17 protein-coding genes, 1 tRNA gene and 3 pseudogenes are annotated in these 22,157 nt (G+C 39.6%); 7 read left to right on the top strand and 14 right to left on the bottom strand.

The features are described 5' to 3' along the window. Positions 1 to 969, top strand: a 969-nt coding sequence (locus L650_RS0105940; RefSeq protein ID WP_164835541.1) for a helix-turn-helix domain-containing protein, incomplete at its 5' end; no start/stop codon positions are given. A gap of 228 nt (positions 970 to 1,197) precedes the next feature. Here L650_RS0105940 and L650_RS0105935 read toward each other — a convergent pair. From L650_RS0105935 to L650_RS0105925, 3 genes are all read right to left on the bottom strand, one after another. Beyond that, entirely contained in the window at positions 1,198 to 1,815 is a 618-nt protein-coding gene (locus L650_RS0105935; protein ID WP_029772518.1) for a hypothetical protein, read from the bottom strand. Next, positions 1,808 to 5,398: a VPA1269 family protein gene (locus L650_RS0105930; RefSeq protein WP_164835544.1), complete on the bottom strand. Its 3,591-nt coding sequence runs from the start codon at positions 5,396 to 5,398 to the stop codon at positions 1,808 to 1,810. Before L650_RS0105930 ends, L650_RS0105935 begins: the two co-directional genes overlap by 8 nt. A 62-nt stretch (positions 5,399 to 5,460) precedes the next feature. Further along, positions 5,461 to 6,855 (bottom strand): site-specific integrase, encoded by a 1,395-nt coding sequence (locus L650_RS0105925; RefSeq protein ID WP_029772516.1) that lies wholly within the window; start codon positions 6,853 to 6,855, stop codon positions 5,461 to 5,463. Positions 6,856 to 6,991: 136 nt separating this feature from the next. On the opposite strand from L650_RS0105925, the pseudogene L650_RS0105920 reads away from it, so the two are divergent. Both L650_RS0105920 and yfaE read left to right on the top strand, forming a co-directional pair. Next, positions 6,992 to 7,383 (top strand): annotated as a pseudogene (locus tag L650_RS0105920) (ribonucleotide-diphosphate reductase subunit beta); the annotation flags it as partial. Next, a complete protein-coding gene (yfaE, locus tag L650_RS0105915; RefSeq protein WP_004587862.1) occupies positions 7,383 to 7,655 on the top strand; it encodes a class I ribonucleotide reductase maintenance protein YfaE in 273 nt (90 codons plus the stop codon). The pseudogene L650_RS0105920 and the gene yfaE, both read left to right, overlap by 1 nt. A 2-nt stretch (positions 7,656 to 7,657) precedes the next feature. On the opposite strand, the gene L650_RS0105910 is transcribed toward yfaE, so the two are convergent. The 3 genes from L650_RS0105910 to L650_RS0105900 form a co-directional block, all read right to left on the bottom strand. Beyond that, on the bottom strand, positions 7,658 to 8,260 hold the full coding sequence (locus L650_RS0105910) for a DUF1287 domain-containing protein (protein WP_029772514.1): 603 nt from the start codon (positions 8,258 to 8,260) through the stop codon (positions 7,658 to 7,660). 21 nt (positions 8,261 to 8,281) lie between these two features. Beyond that, positions 8,282 to 8,731, bottom strand: a complete 450-nt coding sequence (locus L650_RS0105905; RefSeq protein ID WP_223230544.1) for a hypothetical protein — start codon at positions 8,729 to 8,731, stop codon at positions 8,282 to 8,284. A gap of 69 nt (positions 8,732 to 8,800) precedes the next feature. After that, positions 8,801 to 9,229, bottom strand: a complete 429-nt coding sequence (locus L650_RS0105900) for a hypothetical protein (RefSeq protein ID WP_024034088.1) — start codon at positions 9,227 to 9,229, stop codon at positions 8,801 to 8,803. Positions 9,230 to 9,441: 212 nt separating this feature from the next. Between L650_RS0105900 and L650_RS0105895 the strand changes: the two genes are divergently transcribed. Together L650_RS0105895 and L650_RS0105890 are read left to right on the top strand one after the other, a co-directional pair. Next, positions 9,442 to 9,831: a YkgJ family cysteine cluster protein gene (locus tag L650_RS0105895; RefSeq protein WP_029772513.1), complete on the top strand. Its 390-nt coding sequence runs from the start codon at positions 9,442 to 9,444 to the stop codon at positions 9,829 to 9,831. 124 nt (positions 9,832 to 9,955) lie between these two features. After that, positions 9,956 to 12,337: a TonB-dependent receptor gene (locus L650_RS0105890; RefSeq protein ID WP_029772512.1), complete on the top strand. Its 2,382-nt coding sequence runs from the start codon at positions 9,956 to 9,958 to the stop codon at positions 12,335 to 12,337. A gap of 268 nt (positions 12,338 to 12,605) precedes the next feature. Here the strand turns inward: L650_RS0105890 and L650_RS0105885 are convergent, their stop codons facing one another. From L650_RS0105885 to L650_RS0105855, 7 genes are all read right to left on the bottom strand, one after another. Beyond that, positions 12,606 to 13,226: an FKBP-type peptidyl-prolyl cis-trans isomerase gene (locus L650_RS0105885; protein WP_004587856.1), complete on the bottom strand. Its 621-nt coding sequence runs from the start codon at positions 13,224 to 13,226 to the stop codon at positions 12,606 to 12,608. Positions 13,227 to 13,295: 69 nt separating this feature from the next. Then, positions 13,296 to 13,682: a hypothetical protein gene (locus L650_RS0105880; protein ID WP_029772511.1), complete on the bottom strand. Its 387-nt coding sequence runs from the start codon at positions 13,680 to 13,682 to the stop codon at positions 13,296 to 13,298. A 53-nt stretch (positions 13,683 to 13,735) separates the two neighbouring features. Beyond that, positions 13,736 to 13,826: transfer RNA gene (locus L650_RS0105875), tRNA-Ser, on the bottom strand. A 128-nt stretch (positions 13,827 to 13,954) separates the two neighbouring features. Further along, positions 13,955 to 14,332, bottom strand: coding sequence for a hypothetical protein (locus L650_RS0105870; protein WP_024034084.1), 378 nt, complete (start codon positions 14,330 to 14,332; stop codon positions 13,955 to 13,957). 204 nt (positions 14,333 to 14,536) lie between these two features. Continuing rightward, positions 14,537 to 15,085 carry an NAD(P)H nitroreductase gene (locus tag L650_RS0105865; protein ID WP_004587853.1) on the bottom strand — a complete coding sequence of 183 codons (549 nt, stop codon included), beginning with the start codon at positions 15,083 to 15,085 and terminating at the stop codon, positions 14,537 to 14,539. Positions 15,086 to 15,326: 241 nt separating this feature from the next. Then, positions 15,327 to 16,010: a DoxX family protein gene (locus L650_RS0105860; RefSeq protein ID WP_029772510.1), complete on the bottom strand. Its 684-nt coding sequence runs from the start codon at positions 16,008 to 16,010 to the stop codon at positions 15,327 to 15,329. 90 nt (positions 16,011 to 16,100) lie between these two features. After that, positions 16,101 to 18,062, bottom strand: a complete 1,962-nt coding sequence (locus L650_RS0105855) for an FAD-dependent oxidoreductase (RefSeq protein ID WP_029772509.1) — start codon at positions 18,060 to 18,062, stop codon at positions 16,101 to 16,103. Between the two features lie 219 nt (positions 18,063 to 18,281). On the opposite strand from L650_RS0105855, the pseudogene sppA reads away from it, so the two are divergent. Then, positions 18,282 to 20,118, top strand: a pseudogene (sppA, locus tag L650_RS0105850) (signal peptide peptidase SppA). Positions 20,119 to 20,200: 82 nt separating this feature from the next. Beyond that, complete coding sequence (gene ansA, locus L650_RS0105845; protein ID WP_024034079.1) at positions 20,201 to 21,211, top strand: asparaginase; 1,011 nt, start codon at positions 20,201 to 20,203, stop codon at positions 21,209 to 21,211. A gap of 66 nt (positions 21,212 to 21,277) precedes the next feature. Here ansA and L650_RS0105840 read toward each other — a convergent pair. Next, positions 21,278 to 22,157, bottom strand: a pseudogene (locus L650_RS0105840) (NADP-dependent phosphogluconate dehydrogenase); the annotation flags it as partial.

Below are 22,157 nucleotides of genomic sequence, written 5' to 3'. Positions count from 1 at the left end.
TGTATTGAAACCCAAGGTGTGTTTAAAACGCTTTATGTAGACAGAGCTGGTATATTCGGCGGGCCAAAGCGTTGCAACTTCTCTCAAATGCAACGCGCCTGTGAAGAATTAGGTATTGAAATAATTTTTGCTAATTCACCACAAGGTAAGGGGCGTGTTGAGCGTGCGTTTGATACCTTCCAAGACCGACTTGTGCCGGAGCTTAGGTTAAATAATATCAATGATATTGCTGGGGCTAATGCTTACCTTAAACATGTCTTTATTCCTCAATACTGGCAAACTAAAATACAAGTGAAATCGAAACAACGTTCTGAGTTCACACCATTATCAAAACACACCAACCTAGACGATATCTGTGTCATCAAAGATCACCGTAAAATACGTAATGATCATACCTTCAGCTATGACAACAAATTTTACTTGATTGATTCACCGCTCAAATACTCGATTGCCAATCAAAAAATAGAAATTAGAAAAACGAGCAAGAAAGAGTTTACTGCTCACTTCGCTGGACGACAGCTTAAAATATCAGAGGTAAACGAACCAAGTAAACTTGCATCAGAAGACTTGGCTGTACAGAAAAAGCTTGAAGTATTAGCGCTAATTGAGGAGCTTGGAAGTGTCAGTGCAGCCTCACGTCAAAGTGGCGTATCGCGAGATACTATTCACCGTCACTTAAAGCTGGTTAAGCAAGGAGGGGCTGATGCTTTAAAACGTCAAGAGACTCCAAACCTGCGACATAAAAATTGTGTAGATCAAGCGATAGAAGATGCGGTTGTGCAATTCTCAATTGAGCATCCACATCTTGGTCAACAGAAAGTCGCAATGAAGCTGACTGAGTCACTTGGTGTTGATATTAGTGCAGGTGGTGTGCGCAGCATGTGGCTTAGAAATAACTTGAACACTACCGCACTGAGAGTTGAAAGATCGCAAGTGTTACAAGAAACCGCACAAACTGTAGCCAGTTAAATAACTGGCTGGTATGCTATTTACGTCAAAGTCGCTCGGTAATTAGACCGACATAATCCCTTGGTAATCACACTAATACACATAATGTCACCCGAGCTAAGTGTCGTGCTACTATTACTTTGAAAGAATGAGTGTCTATTAATAGCATCACTTGCGAAGAATTCCCATGGCACTTGTACCGTCAGTGCCCGATACTGATACTACAACACCTGATTAATGTTAAATTAACTAGCTTATATAGTTAGTTAGCTCATCAAATACATGAGCTGGGAGTATTACTTCTCCTGTATCCACATCAATAATATATTGCCCTTTCACAACCTTCATAGACTCCGCCAACAACAACTCTCTAAGCCCTACCCGGCAAGCCTTGCTTAAATCGTGCTGTTGGCTAGGCTCTACATGATCGCGTTCATCTGGTGTCTGGTCTAATGTTTTTGTAAGGGATATTATTTTTTCCGAATGTTCTTGTTTAATTATGCTTTTGTACATATCAACTTCTTTTTGTAAGAGGCCACATAATATTCTCATTTCCTCCATCGTTTTATCTTGAAAAGGGAGTGGCTCGCTTCCGCCCTCGTTGTCTTTTACATCCGCCACATACTGATTTATCAAGTTGTGGTAATATCCACAATTATCATTGCGGATGGTACCTAGACTTGGCGAACCGCTTAGCTCTTCTTTGCAGTATTGCGCAACACTTACTTGCGTAATCTTTCTTTTGGTCTCAATTAGAGCCTTGCAAGCACTGCTAACATTTATCAGCGAACGCTCTAAACGCTTATCGTTCACTTTCGATAGCGTTGCTTCAAGGTAAGCATCTCCGAGAGGTGATTTACTAGTCATACATTAATTCCTTTTTCTTCTTGTTATTAGTTGACTCAATTAACATATCTCCTTGCTCAAGGGCTAATTTTAACTTTGATAGATCACTCAAGCCTAAATTTTGGATTAAGATCCTAGGATCTTTGTACTCTTCATCTTTAAAAGTGCGACCTACCATTTCAACAGCTGATTGGAGCTTGTACATAATTGCGAGTTGTTTAGTTTTATTATCTGGGGCAAAAATCAGCTCATCTTTTGCTTCTGCTGCAACTGATAATTTTTGCAAGAATTTAGCAAGCTCTCGCTGTGAAATAGCAGCTCCGGTTGTATCTAACCCTAATATAGCGCCTTGTATAGATACTTCCATTGCTGACTCAAATTTATTTAGGGGTTGCCACGATGCGTCTTGAACAAGCTTCGTACTATCAGAGTCCAAATTCAATAGTGGATTCTTACTGCTCGAATTCATCTCTCCAGATTTTTGCAAGCTAGCTTCGTACATTGCTAACCTTCGTTTTCTCTCAACAACATAACTTGCGGCTTCAGCCATTAGTTCGTCGAGCTTATTTTTGTTTTGTGTAAGTCTAAATTGATAATCGTCAGCATTCACTTTTAACTGTATCTGAGCCAATTCATTTAAGATTTCTGTTCTACGTCCTGCTAGATCTGTTAATTCATCGCCTATCTTGTTGATATAATAAATTTGCTCGAGTAAGAATCTTTCCCCTGACTGCCAGTAACGACAGTTACCGCATCGTTGTTCACCAACATTCGTCACATTTACCTTTTGATCGCCACGCTTGGTAAGAGTAATATCGACACCACCAAAGCGGCAGTCATACCCGAAGCAGACCCCCCCTCCCGCAAGTTTGGGTAAGCCTGACGTTTCTTTGGATGGATCTATAGTTTGGATAGCTGCTGGGCTTAAATTCCAATCCTCTACAAGTGAGAAATTTGCAATAAGTTCTTCATTGTTGCGCAAGTACTCTAGTTCGTTTACGTCCGAAATGCCTTTGCTATCAGCTGCTTTAATTAATAATTGCTTAAACCTGATGCTACTCACTTTTTTATAATAGATAGTCATTACTTCTGTAGCATGACCTACAAGCGCCATTACAACATCCGTAGGTACTCCTCGCTCTAGTAAACTTGAAATACCGTAAACACGAAGGCTATGGACATCGTAAATAAGGTCACCTTTATCATCTAACAAAATATTTTGTGCTGTAAAATGGGGGTTATTTTGCCTAAATTCAGCGTCAGCTGCCTTGAAAAGTTTTTGAATAGTACTACGAACAACCTCTCCTGATGGTGGTAAGTATAAAGCTTGCCTGTCAGCATATTTTTTTGGTTGACTAACCGCCATAGCACTCATCCTTGTGGCACGGGGATCTCTAAATAATGGTACAAAGTAAGGCAAGTTATCCCATGTTCCTGCTGAATACTTCTTAGCATTCTCATCCGATACTTTTACAGGTATACAAATGTGATCAGGTGCATACGTACGATTAAAAGTCTTCTGCCTATCAATAATGTCGTAAACGTTCTCAAACATTGCAATATCTGTGTTTGACGGCCAAGGTATGCTGTATCCGGTATGCCCTTTTTGTTGAAGTGTTATTTCTTTGGTCTTGTTGGTATTAAGGTAAAGGTTCATTTCTAAATAAGAACCCGTGATAGAGGACAAAACCCCTGTGCGCCCAAACTTCTCGGTATGTGTACGTCCGTCTGGATACTTAAATCCAGCAAGGCATGACGTATTTTCTATATAGCACTTTTCTGCTAAGGACCAAACCTTATCATCTAACAGCCCTTCATCTAACCACCGAGCCTGATGACCGCGCATAGGAATAATAAGTAATAAGTGAACAATATGAGCAATGTGCGGGATAAAAACCTTTTCGTATTCATTAGTAATGTAATTCTTCAGATTTAACGATGACTGAGGCAAGTTTCTAAAGAATTCATAATCATTTCGTGTAGTGATATCCAAAAGCATTTCATGAATACTTGTCGGCATAAATTGTCTGTGAGTAGTGCTTTTACTAGGCGCAGCTGGAAAGATATGCTTAGGTTGCGGAATAGCAACACCAACAACAGTTCCTGAATTGACCGTTTCTTGCGATGCCCAGCTTGAAAAAAACTCTGAAATTTTAACCCAATAAGATCTTAATGTATTTAGGCTTAGTGGTTCACCAGTAGACTTTTTGATATTATGTAAAAACTCATAAAATGTTAAGTTCGTTTTACCTGTGGGGCCGTAGAAGTCGCGAGTTGTAAAATCATGCATCGTCTTAAAGCTCGTTTCACTGGAGTTCCTTTCTATTACCCAGTCTAAAAAGCCATTATAAAAAGTCACAACGTCTGCATTACCGTACTTAAGAGCGTGCTCTTTTAATATTTTGTGAATTGCATCAGGAGCCTTGCCTTTGTAGTTTATTAAATCAATTGAACGCGTGCCTTTAGAAGCCGTTTGAATACGCACATAGGTGTTGCCACTTAGCATCTGCTGTGGAAAAGGTTTGTAGTCTACTCTCTTAACCCAGTCATCATTGGCTTCAAGATATCCAAACCAATCCTTAACCGCTTTAAAGGGCAGCCCTGAGCTTGTGTTGTACCCAGAACCAGCAGTTCTTTGCTCTCTTAATATAAGAAAAATATCTTCTGGAAAGTCAGAAACACAATTAAAAGAATTCGCAAAATAATAAAAGCGATTTAACATAGTGCTGTGGCTTTTATTGGTGCGCTGTTTTGCTTCTTTAATCTGCCGGATAAATACATTTTCTGAGAGTAAATCAAGTGAATAATTGGTTATAAACTTCAAATTAAGAAAAAATGGCGGGTAAAGTATGTGGCCACCTTTCGGCGTCATCAAATGAACAAGTAACCCTTTTACCTGCTGAGATATTGCATAAACAAGGTTTGCAAAACCGGTTCTTGTTTTTGTTTCTTTAGCATCGAGTATATGCTCTTGAATTAAAAGGCTTAACTTATCCTCAGTTAAGTTAATTAAACGAGTATCTTTGTCACCATAGTAATTACTATCGAGCTTCGCTATTAACAAAAATTTAAAAAAGGGAGTCCTTTTTATCTCGGTGATAGTTAAATTTTCTTTTACTTGGCGAAGATTATCTTTGGCGTAATCTATAGCTATAATTTGATCGTTAATGCACAGTAATAACTCTACAATTTGCTTTGCATCGAAACCTTCTAAAGTTTGGTGCCAATCGATCCAGTAAGGGCTAACAATTGAGCCAGCTTGCTTCGGATGACAAGATTCTGCCATTTTAGATAGACTATGGTTATTAACCATTTTACGGATGATACTCTCACGTTCAACAACGGTTTTGCTAAGTAACTCTTTGGCGTCACTATTGCTCAACGGGAACTGGCTAGCGGGTGCTTTAGATATCAGGTGGCTTAATCGAAATACAATATCTTCTTTCGCAATTTCATTGAAAAACTTACCAAAATCGTTTTTGTTACCAAATTCGACCAATGAACCATGATCAACAATAAAGGTTTTAAATTTAGGGTTATATTGCACTTCACGATTTGACATATAACCGACACCTGTTTCAAGGTCGTTGATTGAATACGACACATCATACTCCGAGTCATCTAGCCACTTGGACATACAAACCTTGATGTCATCTTTAATTACATTTACATACATTGCCAGTTCTCTTTTATTTGTTTTTTTAATTTTACAAATTCAGTTTCTGCATGGGTGCCAGCTAAGCTTGACCTCATTTTTTCGCCAGTAGCATGAGCATATATTTCTGTACTGCTTCTTTGCGCATGTCTCATAAAAACTTGTACATCATCCAAAGAAAGCCCAAGGCCATTAACGCAGTACATGCCAGCAAAGTGACGAAGCATATGGGGCCCGCCAGTTATTCCTGTTAATTCTTTGATTTTTCTTCGTACGTATTGGCTATAAGTGCCTATTTTCAATGGTGTGCCGCTTCCTTTCTGGCATAAAAGATACGGATGATTTAGCCGCTTTTGCCTTATTAGCTCAAACAACAAGTTCTTAAATTTTACGCGGGCCTCCTCACTCGACCAATCCAACGTGTATCCAAAACTACCTTGATGCTTTAATGTGACCCCCTTCCATTGGAGCTTATAAGCGGCTACGCCGCCGACAAGATCAACCCTTGGGGATGGTTTTGATAAATAAAGAATATCTATTTCAGAGAGTCCTTCTTTGCTAAAATGCTGATTTTGATATTTTTCAAAAACTGCACTTCGAGGTATAAGCTGCTTTTTCGATTGGCAGTATGATTTTCCGCCTACAGGATGACTCAATATAACCCCTTCTGGTGTTATGTCATTAATCAAAATATGGAGAGCCTCAGAGCCCCGAAGAGCGGTAAAACACTGAAGTAATATACATGCTTTATAATTAATGTTGTCAGTCTCATCGACCATCTTTAAGAGGGCCTCTGGTGGTAAGTATTTGAAACCTTGCCCCGGTGCGGACTCATGTGTAATTCTAGGTTTGAAGAATCCTCCTTTCTCGGGTTTGCTGTTGGTTTTATCACCCTTTAGATGAGTTAGGAGGCTAAAGGTATTATTTTTTTTCCAGTTTATATATTCACCCGTACTGCGACCAAGAACATCAGCTACTTCAAATGAGTTTGCTCCTAAAAATTGGGTGCAGAATTGTTCATAGACCTCAAAAGCAACAATTCTTTTTTTGACAACGTTATACTTTAACGGTTTCCACCAGAGACCTACTTCGCATGTACCATTGGTTATTGTTCCGTGCATTCGAGTATAAAAATAGTCGATTAGAAGTCGGGCAGGTTTTAACGCCCACTGTTCATGTCTTGACTCCATTTTCATGAAAAATTCATAGATCTCACTTACAGCAAGTATTAAATTACGTACTTCATGCGTCTTACCTCTACCTAGCTCGTAATTACTTTTGAAAAATAAGTGTAATGAACGAGACACCGAGCCATCAAAGAAGTAAACAACAGGGAACAGCACGTCCTTAAATTCTTCAGTTTTAACCCACTCTATGTGATACATAGCAGTTTTATTAACAGACATATGAATCTTTTCCCTGATAATTTATGTGATCATTTTAATGTATTAAAAACAAAACATCAAGATAGAAAGAAAAAAGGTAAAACATAAAAAAAAGATTATAAATTAGAGTTATGTGACTAAGTGACTGTAACAAAATAAGCTAATCGCACGTGATGAAGCACTTCATCTGTCGGGTACGCAGCATATTGTAAACATTATGCAAGACGGTAAAGACGACCCTGAAATGGCGATTGTTGCCGCGCAGTGCCGTGAAGAAGCCATTAAAATGTTTGTTGAAGCCGCAGAGCAAGAAAAAGAATGGGCAGAGTACTTATTCAAAGATGGCTCTATGATTGGTTTAAACAAACACATTTTATGTCAGTATGTTGAATACATTACTAACGCACGTATGACCGCCATTGGCCTGCCTGNTGGCTTGTGTCTGACAACGTGCAAGTTGCACCGCAAGAAGCAGAAATTAGCTCATACCTTGTAGGTCAAATTGACTCACAAGTAGATGCCTCAGAATTTGGTGACTTTGATTTATAATGAGTGACAAACCCACTGCAAGTATAACGCTTGCAGATAACAGCCAGTGTATAGAATTTAGCACTGGCTGCCCTTCTGTTTTACATTGCTTAGAAAACCAAAAAATAGACGTAGCGTATCAATGCCGCGAAGGCTATTGTGGCGCGTGCAGAGCCACGTTAGTCTCAGGCCAAGTTCACTATAACGAAGAGCCTTTAGCGTTTGTACGCGAGGGAGAAATACTGCTGTGCTGCTGTAAGCCAAACGGTAATATAAGTATTAATTTAAAATAAATTTACTGCGTTTTATTCAAATGCTGTGGTTCAAACCGGTAGTGCCCTGTGATTTTATAATCAAAAAGCATATCGGTTTTTTCTGCCCCACGCCCAATGTTATGTACAATTAATGGATTGCCAGTTTGTACTGAACGCTCATTAACTACCATCCCTATATGTGGCAGGTTACCCGGTAACATCCAAGTCACTATATCACCTGTTTTATAATCTTCAGGGCTATCAGATAACACTAACGCACGACCCTGTCTTTTAAAGTAGGTTTGTAAGTTAGGCACTCTTCGGTGGTCTATATTTTTATCGGGTTTGGTCAGCCCCCAAATACGCTTTGAGGGGTACAGGGTAAAATTGTCACGCATGTCTTCGTGTACTAACTGTTGTAAATCTATACCTAACTGGCGATAAGCACGAATTATCACATCGGTACACACCCCAATATTACTTGGCACGTCACCACCTGGGTAACTTATTGAACGATAACTCCCATCATACGTAACTTGGTGTGTTGTTCGCTGAATTAATGCAGCAGTTATGTCTTCTTCAAATGAATTAGCTAACGCACTAAAAGGCGCTAATACACTAAAATATAACCATACATTAGCCATATACTGTTCCTTGTAAAAAATTTATAATGCATCCAGTACATACTCAGGCACATTTATTTTCTCGCCTGAATTGATAAAGTGAGTATCGAGCGAATAAGCCATAATTTCAAGCGGTGCATTGTGATAACCAAAGTGCTTAATTTCATTCATATAGCGCGCTATAAAGGCTAAAGCACCAAGATTTTGCCACTTCAATACATACACTAATTCATGAAAATGTACGCGCAAGTTATCAACACTTGTCGGCAACAAGTAGTAAGTATTTTTATAAGTTATGCCGCTGACTTTCATATCAATAAAATCACCCAGCCCCATGGCACGTAAAGCAGCAAAATCGGGCTTGGGTATTTCATCGATTACAACATAAAAGGCTTTTTCCAAAAATTCAGTTGGGTAAAAACCTGCAAACTGTGCTGTAAATTGAGTACAGCACACTCGCTTGTATTTATATTTATGATTTACCTCATCAATCCATTACTCGATTGCGGTTAACATATCCATATTCCAAACCTCATTAAAATCGCGACTAACTAGGCTTAATTAACCTTCTTCTTCAGTCAGTGACTCAAGTAAATCATGAATTTCAGCTTTAAGCGCTTTATCTTCAATTTTATTAGCGCTGACCTTGGCATTTTTTAGGCTTTTAATCGCTTCATTTTTTTGTCCAAGCTCTATTTGTAGAGTTGCCATTGAATAAGCAACCGACGACATATGATCTTTGTTATTAATCGCAACCGATTTCTGTAGCGCTTTTTCATATGTGGTAATTGCCTCTTCAAGTTCTTCGGTAAAATCAGCTAAGGTTTCCCACTGTACAGGGTGATCTTTTGAAGTATTCTCGTTTTCTTCACAAATAGCTTTGAGCCGAGAAAATAATAATTCAAACCTTTTACGGTCGTTTCTATTTGCAGCTTCCATCAGTTGCTCTGCTAAATCATGTACTGCTTTATATACTTTGGTGTTCATCATCAGGAACTATCCTTAACTGGTCACTAAACTAACTATTTAGAGGCGCCCTAATCTTATTAGAACGGCTAATTATTTAGGTGTAATAATACATTAATAATAGATAGCGGGTTGGAATTAAAAGTGTGGTTTTAAAATTATATATAAAAAAGTAATCCACGTTAGTTACAGTGATACACTGAAAAACAAATGGACACCTAATATACTGGCTAAAAATGAAAGAGTGCAACCAATGCGGTAAATGCTGTATTAAATACGGTGGGGGCGATTTAAGTGCAACCGTACAAGAAATTGAAATGTGGGCACTGTTTAACCCAGAGATTTATCAATATGTTAAAGATGATGAAATTTGGTTTGATCCAAAAACGCAATTGCGACTCTCCACTTGCCCCTTTTTAGAAATAGCGCCCAAAAAAGAGCCCTCTCATAAAACAATGTATACCTGTAGCATTTACCTAGATAGGCCAGAAGATTGCCGCCATTATCCAAGCCTGGTCTCAGAAATGATACGTGATGAATGCGAAATGATAGAACCTATCGATGTAAAAAACCAAACTAGAGCACAACATAAGCTTAATATAATTATGCTTGATAGCCGCTCTTAAACAGCTTATCTTATTTGCGTGTTTATTCATCGAAAAACATTAAGCTATAGTATAACATTGTTGATAAGTCAAAAACGCAGTGTTATATTATATCACAACATAGTAACCGCGAACCTTTAAGATAATGACAAAGTTAACATTAATTTCCTCTGCAGTTTTTTCTGTTTTATGTTCTCATTCAGCACTTGCTGCTACCGTTACCGGTAAAATAACAGACGATAAAAACCAACCGATTGAAAACGCAGCTGTACACGTACATGGTAAAGACCAAGGTGTAAAAACCAACGCACAGGGCGAATTTTCTATTGATGTAGACTCTCAAAGTCAATTGCATGTAAGTAAAGACAACTTTATAGACTCGCGTATTGCGGTAAATGAAAACTCAAACAATGTGACGGTGTCGCTTACCCCTACCTCGGTAGAAACCGTCGTTGTATATGCCTCTGCACTGCATAAAAATAGCTTAGAAATGATTTCGCCGGTGAGCGTTTTATCAGGTGATGAGCTTAAAAACAAATCAAAAGCGACCCTTGGCGAAACACTAAAGGGCTTACCAGGTGTTAATGCCAGTTACTTTGGTCCGGTATCATCAAGCCCTATTATCCGTGGTTTAGATGGCCCTCGCGTTAAAATTACCCAAAACGGTTTAGATGCCAGCGATGCATCGCGCATTGGTCCTGACCATGCAACCTCAAGCGACAGCTTAGCAGCGGAACAAATTGAAGTATTGCGCGGACCAAGCACCCTACTTTATGGCTCAGGCGCAATTGGTGGCGTGGTAAATGTGGTTGATAACCGTATTCCAACGAGCAATTTAGATGATTTAACCGGTGCTGCTGAATACAGCCATGACACGCTTTCTAACTCAAATACCGTGGCTGCAAAACTAGAAACAGGAAATGACGGATTTAACTTTCATTTTGATGGGACTAAACGCAGCGGCGATGACTATGAAACGCCTACATTTAACATTACAGATGAAGATGGTGATGTTGAAACTCATAACTCTGTAGAAAACACTTTTATTGATAGCGACACATTTAATGTGGGTACGAGTTATGTGGGCGATCATTTAACGGTTGGCTTTTCTTACGGTAGCATTGAAACCGATTACGGTATTCCTGGGCATGAGCATCATGATCATGACCATGAAGGTGAAACCGAAGAAGAACACGATGAGCACGCAGATGAAGAGGAAGAAGAGTCTGTTTATGCACATCTAGAGCAAGATCGTTGGCAAGGCCTTATAAGCTATGCGCTTGATAATAACTGGATTGAAAATATTAATCTTCGTGTTGGCTACACTGATTACAAACACAGTGAAATTGAAGACGGTGAAATTGGCACCACCTTTAAAAATGAAACAACCGAAGCACGCTTAAATGTAGAGCACAAGTTAGCGCAGTGGCACGGTATGATGGGCTATCATTATAGTGAATCGGATTACGACGCAATTGGCGAAGAAGCATTTACCCCTGCAAGTGTAACCACTACACATGCGTTATACCTACTTGAAGAACGTGAATTTGGTGATGTTACACTCGAGCTTGGTGCGCGTATTGAAGATTACGAAATAACAAGCACAATTACCGAAAGCGAGCACGCACATGATCACGATGAAGAAGAAGATCATGACGAAGGCGAAGAAGAAAGCATTGCATACAGTGAAAGCTTTACTAATGTAAGCGCCTCTGCCGGTGCTATTTGGCAATACACACCAGGGCAAAGCGTAGCACTTAGCTTATCTCACTCTGAGCGTGCGCCCCTTTCTGCTGAGCTTTTATCAAACGGATTACACATTGCTACAGGTACTTACGAGCTAGGCCTTGGCTATCATATTGAAGATAACGAGGTTCACTTTGAGCCAGAAGACATTAAACAAGAAAAATCGACCAATTTAGATTTTAGCTTTAGACGTTTTAGCGGTGACTTTGGTTACACAGTTAACTTTTTCTATAACGATATTAAAAACTTTTATTATCAACAAAACACTGGATTAGTTTACGACGAAGAAGATGGTTTAGAGTCTGCAATTGGCGCTCACGATGATGCGGTTGCCGTATATCAGTTTGCCAGTAAAGATGCTGAACTCTACGGTGTAGAATTTGATGTACACTATCAAATTGACCCTAATGCCATGGTTAAAGTATTTGGTGATTCAACACGCGCTAAGCTAAAAGACGACGAAGGTAACTTGCCGCGCATACCAGCAAATAAATTAGGATCTGAATTACAATACAATGTAGGCGATTTACAACTAACACTCACAGGTACGCACTACTTTGAGCAAGATAATATTAGCGCCTATGAAACTAAAACCGATGGCTACACAATTGTTGATGCTCAAGCTAATTATCAGTTAAGTTTAGGCGCTATAGATACGCAGCTATACTTAAATGTAGATAACATTACAGACGAACTTGGCTTTGTTCACAGCTCGTTTATAAAAGATAAAGCCCCACTACCAGGTAGAAACTTCCGCTTTGGTATTAGAGGTTATTTTTAATAACGCTTTGGCAATTATTTAGTTACTTTTAAAGCCGCATTTTATATGCGGTTTTTTTATGCCTACTCATTTAATTAACTAGGTTATTTACTTGTTGTAATAGAGTTTGTAGCGCAGGTAGCAAGTTTATCTTTCCCCCAAAATAACTCACTTAATTATGCGGATAGGCCTAAATTATTAACGTTTTTAAAGCTTGGTATAAAACCACTAGACACAAAAAAGCCGCGGTCAAGACCACGGCTTTTTAAATACTGACTTAATAACTAAATTAAGAAAGGATTTCGTGTAGCTCAACGTCAAATACAAGCGTTGAGAAAGGTGCAATTGCAGCACCTGCGCCACGTTCACCATAAGCAAGCTCATGAGGAACGTAAATACGCCATTTAGTGCCTACTGGCATCATTTGTAAAGCTTCAGTCCAACCTTTGATCACGCCACCTACTGGGAATTCAGCTGGTTGACCGCGCTCGTAAGAGCTATCAAATACTGTACCGTTAATTAATGTACCGTGGTAATCAACACGTACTGTAGACTCAGCAGTTGGCTTTTCGCCTTCGCCTGTTGCTAGTACTTCGTATTGTAAACCAGACTCGGTAACAGTGATTTCAGGACGCTTAGCGTTTTCTTCTAAGAATGCAATACCTTCAGCAGAAAGTACTTTTGCTTCTTCTTCACGACGCGCTTGGATCTCTTCGTTAATTTTTTCAAATGCAGCTTGGATCTCAGGGATCTCAACTTGAAAAGCGCTACCAGCGTACGCATCTTTCATGCCTTCAAATACTGAATTTAGGTTTAAGCCTTCAAAAGGGTTAGACTTAAGTTGCTCACCCATTTGTAAGCCAATACCGTAACTTGCTTTTTCAGCATCTGTAGTAAAATTATCTGACATAATGTGTTTTTCACGTTTTGTTAGTTAAAAGACGCGTACATGCTAACATAAAATAAAACCGGTTTGGGGCTAGTTTTTACTGTGTTTTACCTTAATTTTGCCAACTATGTAGCTACAAAGGGGTAAACTGAATAAAAATCCAACAAGCAATGGCCACGCTAGTAAACCGCCACTGCCAAACAGCACCAATGGCACTAATACTAAACCAACTAAAGCAATAAAAGCAGCGCCAATAACAGGCCAATGCGTATCGTATTTAGTAATAAGATGCGCAGTTAATACGTTAAAGCCAATACCATACACAAAGGCGGTGATAAGCGTTGCGTCTGGTTGTGCATCTGCTGCCATTTTTATTAATAAATTAATCGCGCTTTGATAACAGTAGCCAAATACAATCCACAGTAGTACATGCTTTACTAAGCGTTGCGATGTTGTAAGGTTTGCTTCTTTTGACATTTATTAAGCTCCACAAAGCAAAAAACCGCCCATAAGGCGGTTTTTTTAAATAATGGTGGAGAGATAGGGATTTGAACCCTAGATAGGCTACAAACCTATGCCGGTTTTCAAGACCGGTGCATTCGACCACTCTGCCATCTCTCCGTACGGCGCGAATAATAGGGGGTATTGAGCAACTTGTAAAGACCTAAATGTAAATAATTAGCTAAAAACAGCATTTGGTTCAAAAAACCACCACAAATAGCTAAAAACCTACATTGCTCATTGCCCTATTAATAATATTGCTTTGGCCTACGTGCAATCCACGAACAAATTAAGCACAGTAATAAACTAAGTGCTAAAAATGTAACGCTTTGAAATATTAAATCAAAACGGTTTAAATCATCACTTGGTACTACCACAAATAAAAATGCAGGTAATACACTAAGCAATAATACATAAAAACAAATTTTAAAGGCCCGACCAAAATCAAACCTTTTAGACTGCTGCATCCACCAGGTTAATAAAACAAGCATTCCCATAGCAGAGCCAGCTATAAAATGTGCAGTATTCGTGCTCATTGCCACATAAAGTGTAATAAAAGCACCCACTATTCCCCAAATTGACCATGCCAGCCAATTCTCTTTTTCTTGTAAAAATAAATTTCCCATCGTTTTCGTCTTCTTTATCGTTATTTTTATTAAGACTTTCCATACTTTAACAAAAAACAACCGATTAAAAAACAAACTGAAGAAGAAAAAGTTAACCTATATTGCTTCCGTGCGCTTCTCACAGCTAAATCAAAAAAGGACGAGCCTAACAGCAGCAACCTTAATGCTATATGACTGCGCAGAACTGCAATAGTTCATTATTTATTATAAATAAGTGAAGTAATCATCTGGTTTATGCTTAGCTGCCTTTTTGCACTCAATCTCTGGGGTGCCTAAATATAAATACCCAACAATTTCATCTTGTTCGTCTAAATTAAGGGCATTTTTGACTGCTGTGCTTTGTGCAAAATACCCTGTACGCCATACACCACCTAAACCTTGTGCAAATGCGGCTTGTTGCATGGCAAGTACACTGCAACCGGCGCTTTGTACTTGCTCAATACGCGGCACTTTTGGATGGGCTTGATACTTAGCAATAGCAATAATGATCATCGGTGCGCGCAGCACAAGCTCTTTTGCGCGTTTAATCACTTTTTCTTCTTGCTGCTCAGCAACGGCGCTTTGATGGTATATCTCACCTAATTTATGGCGGGCATCACCTTGAACGACAATAAACTGCCAAGGCGCAATACATCCGTGATCAGGCACCCGTAACGCGGCTTGCTTTATTATATCGAGCTGCTCTGAATTTGGCCCTGGGGCGGTTAATTTAGCGTCAGATTGGCGGGTTAGTAAAAGCTCAATAGCATCCATAGCGTACTCTCATAATTCAAAACGTTAGAGTACCATTTATGCCTTTAAAAAATAAACTCTGCTTAATTATCAATTTTATTAAAACCCTACTTATTCTCTCGTATTACAGCGCCCTTACTGCGTAAACAATATTCATATACCACTGTATAAATCCGATAGAGGCGCTATGCGTTTAACACACGTTACAAACAAAAAGGGCGTATAAAAATATTTATACGCCCTTTTTAAACCAATTTGTTTGCTACTCTTTTACTACTGCACGCCTGAGCCAATAATCAACACTAACAAAGCGACCGCCACCTACAAAAAACAAGCTAAGTAACATGGCAAAATAAATAGCAGAAAATTCAATACCGTTATTTATTATGGAAGGTTTCCCTTTTTCATATAAGTAATCAGTAAATCCGTGCTCTTCAACTATGCCCCTAATTTTACCTATACGTTCTTGTACTTCTAGTGAGTTTTCAAGGCTTTCTTTAGCCCCTGGAATTGATAACCAATCAAGTACTTGAGCTGAACTGGTTGTAGGGTTTGATGGCGCTATAGCAAACCAACCATTATGCCAATGCACAGTTGTTGCTGCCACAACCATTGTAAACATCAGCGGAATGCTTACTAACCGGGTAAATAGCCCAAAGAGTAAAAAACACCCGCCTAAAAATTCACTCCAGCCTGCTAAAAAGGCAAGTAAGTCTGGAAATGGTAAACCTAAACCCCATTCACTATTGCCAAACCATTGCACAACGCTTGCATCAGCAAGAAAATAGCTAAAAAAGCCGTCGGTTTCTCCACTTAGGGCTAATTTATTAAAGCCCGCAATAATCATTACGGGGGCTAAAATTAAGCGAAAAAGTAACGCAGGTAATCCGTCGGCATACGATAGATTACCCATGATTTTATTATACAAACGAAATAATTTACTCATGTGTGGCCTGCTTTGTCAGTGTTTTAAGTTATGGACTCTATACACACAAGACCTGAGGGCACTGTAAATTATTTCATTTTATTAACACTGTTAAATGGCTCTGGCCACTTGAAGCGCTTCAAAAATTGCACGCTTTGCATCAATTGCTGCTGCTAATTTAGCGCCACCAATAACATGTACCTTTGCATTTTCGCGGTGTTGCTCAAGCACTTCATTATTAGAAACCTGCCCTATACACGCAATAACCGTATCAACCGGCAGTACTTGTTTTTCTCCAGCAACAGTAACTGTAAGGCCATTTTTATCAAAACTGTGGTACTGGCAATCAGCAATTTGTTTAACACCATGTTGCTTAGCAACTTGACGATGTATCCAGCCTGTGGTTTTTCCAAGCCCGCTACCAAAGCGCCCTGCACTGCGTTTTAGCATGTATAATTGTCGCTCATCTTTGTGCGGCTCTGCCTCGCACTCAATACCCCACTGCTTTTTAAACTCAGGGATAGATTGCGATTTATGTTCACTTAAAAAAGCAACCATATCAAAGCCAATACCGCCGGCACCTAAAATGGCTATTGATTTGCCCAGTTCGACCTCACCGCGTATAACTTCATCATAAGCAAATACACGCTTAGAGTCTGCGCATTCAATTGCAGCTTCACGCGGGCGTACACCTGTGGCAAATACGATGTCATCGTATTTTTGTAACATTGCATCATCGTAGGCTTTACCAAGTTCTACATTTACGTTGAGCCTTTCAAGTTCATTAGTAAAGTAGCTAAGCGTATGATTAAAGTCTTCTTTACCTGGAATTTGCATGGCTAGATTAAATTGGCCACCCATTTGTGTTTTTTGATCGATAAGCGTTACTGTGTGCCCTTTTTCAGCCAAATAACAACTTGCCGAGAGCCCAGCAGGGCCCGCGCCAACAACTAATACATTTTTAGCGTTAGAAGCTTTATCTAACGGGTAATCAAGTTCAAAGGCGGCTTGTGGATTAACTAAACAGGTTGCACGTTTATTTTTAAATACGTGGTCTAAACAGCCTTGGTTACAGCCAATACAAATATTTATTTGTTTAGTTTGCTGATTTTGATATTTGTTAAAAAACTCCGGATCGGCCAATAAAGGGCGAGCCATTGAAATTAAATCGGCTTCATTATCATTAAGGATTTGGTTGGCTATATCCGGCGTATTAATACGGTTTACAGCTATAACAGGTACATTCACCACTGACTTTAATCGTTTTGAAGCTTCTTTAAATGCTCCAGGAGGCACCATACTGGCGATTGTTGGTACGCGTGCTTCATGCCACCCAATGCCAGTATTAAAAATATCAACACCGGCCTGCTCAAGTGCTTTTGCCTGAATAGTGACTTCATCAGGGGTTGAGCCATTCGGGATTAGGTCCATAACAGATAACCTAAAAATAATTAAAAACGTATCAGATACTTTAGCCCTAACGGCTTTAACTATTTCAAGCGCTAATCGCATTCTATTTTCTAGGCTGCCACCAAATTCGTCATCGCGCTTATTGGTGTGTGGCGCCATAAATTCATTAATTAAGTAACCTTCAGAGCCCATTACTTCAACACCATCGTAACCTGCTTTTTCTGCCATATAGGCAGAGTGCGCAAAGTCTTTAATGGTTTTTTTAATCGAGCCTAGCGACATTTGTTTAGGTTTGTATGGATTTATAGGCGCTTGAATAGCGCTCGGGGCTTGGTTAAACGGATGATAAGCGTATCGACCAGCATGTAAAAGCTGCAAACATATTTTTCCGCCATGTTTATGAACGGCGCCTGTGTATGCACGGTGTTTAAATACATCATAATAACTGTTAAATGATGAAGAAATAGGCGTTAATTTACCGCGCAAGTTAGGGCTGTATCCCCCGGTAATGATCATGGCCGTGCCGCCTTTAGCGCGCGCCTCGTAAAAAGCACTTAACCTTTTGCGGTTGTGCCAGCCCTCTTCAAGGCCTGTATGCATTGAGCCCATTACCAAGCGGTTTCGTAATTGTGTGTGTTTTAATTGTAATTGTTGATCTAACATCCTGTGCCCCGTTAACTGGTCTAACCTGTATACATTAGCTAATTCTGCTTTAATGGCAAGTAATAAGCAATATATGCCTGCATTTAATTAAAAATACTATTAAAAACGTATATTTATGTAACCTCATAAACACTTCGTTACGATTTAGCAGTTAAAATTATTTTTATTCTAGGCTAAGATGGAACTAATGTATTAGCTGTACCAAATTAAGGAGCTATTTTGATAGCAAAGGTATTTAGAGGTATTTGGGCTGGAATAAACTTTTCTCGTCGTTTAATACTCAACATTTTGTTTTTATTACTGGTTGTTGTATTTTTTATGTCGCTATCAAGCGATGACGATACAATAATAATAGAAGATGGCTCTGTACTTAGGCTTAATCTTAATGGGCCTATTGTGGAAGAAAAAACATATATAGACCCTGTCGAAGCAGCCATTAACGATGCTACGTCTAATTCAGAAGCACCTAGTGAAATTTTACTTGATGATGTAGTCAAAGTGATTGATGAAGCCACTAATGACGAGCGCATCAGCGTTATCTTACTAGATTTGCAAGAAATGCCGAAAGCCCACCTAAATAAATTAAAGCGTATTACTAAATCGTTAGATGCCTTTAAGCAAGCGGGTAAAAAAGTGATTGCATCGGGCTACTATTACACTCAATCGCAATATTATATTGCTTCGCATGCCGNTAGCCATTGAAGGCTATGGAATGTATCCACTTTACTTTAAAGAAGCACTAGAAAAACTTAAAGTAACGCAGCATATTTTCCGTGTTGGTACGTTTAAGTCGGCGGTAGAGCCGTTTATTCGTAACGATATGTCTGATGCTGCTAAAGAAGCTAACCGCGTTTGGCTTGGTGCATTATGGAGCGAATATAAGCAAGATGTTGCTGCGGTACGCCCTTTTGATGAATCTAACTTTGACGAAACCATGGATGCTTACCTTGCTAAAATGAAGGCTGCAAATGGCGATGCAGGTAAATATGCACTTGACCATCAATGGGTCGACTCGCTTAAAACAACTCAGCAAATTCGCCAACAACTCATTGATTTAGTTGGCGCACAAGAAGACGGTAAAACATTTAAGCAAGTGTCTTTTCGTGAATACTTAAGCTTAGTTAAGCCCCCTATCGAATTTGATAACCCAATTACAGAAAAAGTTGCCGTAGTTGTTGCTAAAGGTACGATTGTTGATGGTGAGCGCAAAGCAGGTGAAATTGGCGGTGACTCTACCGCAGCACTACTTCGCAAAGCACGCCTTGATGATAAAGTAAAAGCGGTTGTTTTACGTATTGATTCAGGTGGCGGCAGCATGTTTGCCTCTGAGGTTATTCGTGCTGAAGTATTAGCACTTAAAGCCGCAGGCAAACCTGTAATCGCATCAATGAGCTCAGTTGCCGCATCTGGCGGTTATTGGATTGCCTCAGCAGCTAACGAAATTTGGGCAGCACCAAGTACTATCACCGGCTCTATTGGTGTGTTTGGTACATTTATGACTTTTGAAGATACTTTATCTGAAATTGGTGTGTACTCAGATGGTGTTGCAACGTCAGAAATGGCTGGATTTTCTATTACTCGCCCGCTTAATGAAAAAATGGCGCAAGTTATTCAAATGAGTGTTGAAGAAGCTTATAGCCGCTTTATAGGTGTGGTTGCTGATGCTCGCAATATGACACCAGAGCAAGTTGATAAAATTGCACAAGGGCGTGTGTGGATTGCTTCACAAGCACAAGAGCTTGGCCTAGTTGATAAGCTTGGTGATAAACAAGATGCGATTGATGCCGCAGCGGCACTTGCAAAACTTAATCACTACGAAGTGAAAACAATTAAGCAAGACCTAAGCCCGCAAGAAAAAATGCTACAAGATATTTTTGGCAGTGCATCCGTTAAATCTATGCTTGGCTTAAATACAGATACAGCCTCTGTTTTAGCCACTCAAGCTAATATTAATACGGTGATAAAGCGCCTAAGTAGTGAAGTCGCTGATCTAAAAGATTATAACGATCCGCAAGGTGTATACGCACGTTGTTTAGAGTGTAGCGTTGCACAATAAAAGTGCACGTATTTACTCAAGCAGCTGTATTTAAAACAACTTAACGTTATACTAAGCCCAGTTTTTTTACTGGGCTTTTTTTATGAAACGTAAACGCATTTATATCGCATACACTGGCGGTACCATAGGTATGAAAAAATCGAGCCGTGGCTACATTCCGGCTGAAGGTTTTTTAACAGAAACAGTGGTCAATAACGCAGAATTTAACCGTGAAGAAATGCCCCTTTTTGATATTCACGAGTACTGCCCTTTAATCGATTCATCAGATATGTCGCCAGCGCATTGGCAACTAATAGCTGATGACATTAAAAGCAAATACCACGATTACGATGGTTTTGTGGTACTTCATGGCACCGATACAATGGCTTACACAGCCTCTGCCCTGTCGTTCATGTTCGAAAACTTAACTAAACCCGTTATTGTTACTGGCTCACAAATTCCTTTATCGCAATTACGCTCTGACGGCCAAGTTAACTTATTAAACGCCATGTTTTTAGCGGCTAATTACCCTATTGCTGAAGTGAGCTTATTTTTTAATAACCAATTATTTAGAGGTAACCGAGCCACGAAAGCACATGCCGATGGTTTTAATGCCTTTGCGTCTCCTAACCTAGAGCCTTTAGCGTTATCTGGAATTAATATTCAGCTAATTAAAGGTCAGCTAAGCCCTTATGTAGAAAACGAACTACAGGTAACCACCATTACACCTCAACCAATTGGTGTACTTTATTTATACCCAGGCATTAGTAAAGACGTGGTTAAAAGTTTAGTGAATGACAATATAAAAGCACTGGTATTGCTTAGCTTTGGCGTAGGTAATGCCCCACAAGACCCTGACTTTTTAGACGTGCTAAGTGAGGCAAGTAAACGCGGCATGGTTATTGTTAATTTAACGCAGTGTTTAAAAGGCCATGTAAATATGGGCGGTTACGCTACGGGTAACGCGTTATTAAATATTGGTGTAATAAGTGGTTACGATATGACACTAGAGGCGTGTTTAACAAAGCTGCATTATTTGTTTAGCCAAAACCTAGAAATTGAAACGATTCGCCATTTAATGCAAGACAATTTACGCGGTGAATTAAGCCGCTAAATTTAGTGACCAAAACGCAAAAGGCACGCTAAATAGCGTGCCTTTATTATTTTATAAACGCGTTAATTATCTTACTTTCGCGTCTATACCCACTAAATCAGTTAAGTGGCACACTTCACCTGAGTGAGTTTTAATACCATGCTCACCAAAGTAATCACGCTGAGCTTGTACTAAATGCCCATTACTTGGTGTGGTTAATGTGGCTAAATACGTTTGTGTTGATGCAAGTACAGGGAACGCTAAGCCAGTCATTACAGCTTGCCCAGTTACTTTGCGAAGCGCATTAGATTCATTTTCAAGCGTATCAATGTATTCTACGCCTTGCGCTACGCTATCTAGGTAGTCAGCACGAATAATACAACCTGCACGCCATGTTTGCAGCGTTTTAGACAAGTCTACTTTCCACTGATGGGTACGAGATGCCCCTTTAATTAACGCTAAACCTTGGCGATACGCTAATAAACTCGCCAATGTAAATGCATCTTTTAGCTCTTCAAGGTCAATATCAACCTTGTTTGTAGCTTTAGCAGCATATGTCATTTCTTGTGCTGCGGTGGTGTCACATACATTGGTTAAGTGGCGAGCTTGCACCGCGGCAACCAGTGAAGGAACAGCAATACCCAGTTCAAGTGCATTTTGCGCAGTCCACAGGCCTGTGCCTTTTGCGCCTACTTTATTATCAATTAAATCAACAAGCGGCTCTTGCTTGGTGTTTTCAAGAGATAAAATATGGCTAGAAATAGCAAGTAAGTAGCTATTTAAGTGACCGGTAGACCAGTCATCAAAAATTTCAGCCACTTCTTTTGGTGAGCGACCTGTACCAATACGAAGTAGTTGATACACTTCAGCAATAAGCTGCATAATTGCGTATTCGATGCCGTTGTGAACCATTTTTACAAAATGGCCACTGGCCGATTGACCAACGCGTGCAAAACACGACTCGCCA

This window comes from Pseudoalteromonas sp. TB51 (assembly GCF_000498055.1).
GTDB lineage: Bacteria > Pseudomonadota > Gammaproteobacteria > Enterobacterales > Alteromonadaceae > Pseudoalteromonas > Pseudoalteromonas atlantica.
The sequence above is the reverse complement of the archived record's forward strand: the minus strand, read 5'-3'. Positions and strand labels throughout refer to the sequence as shown.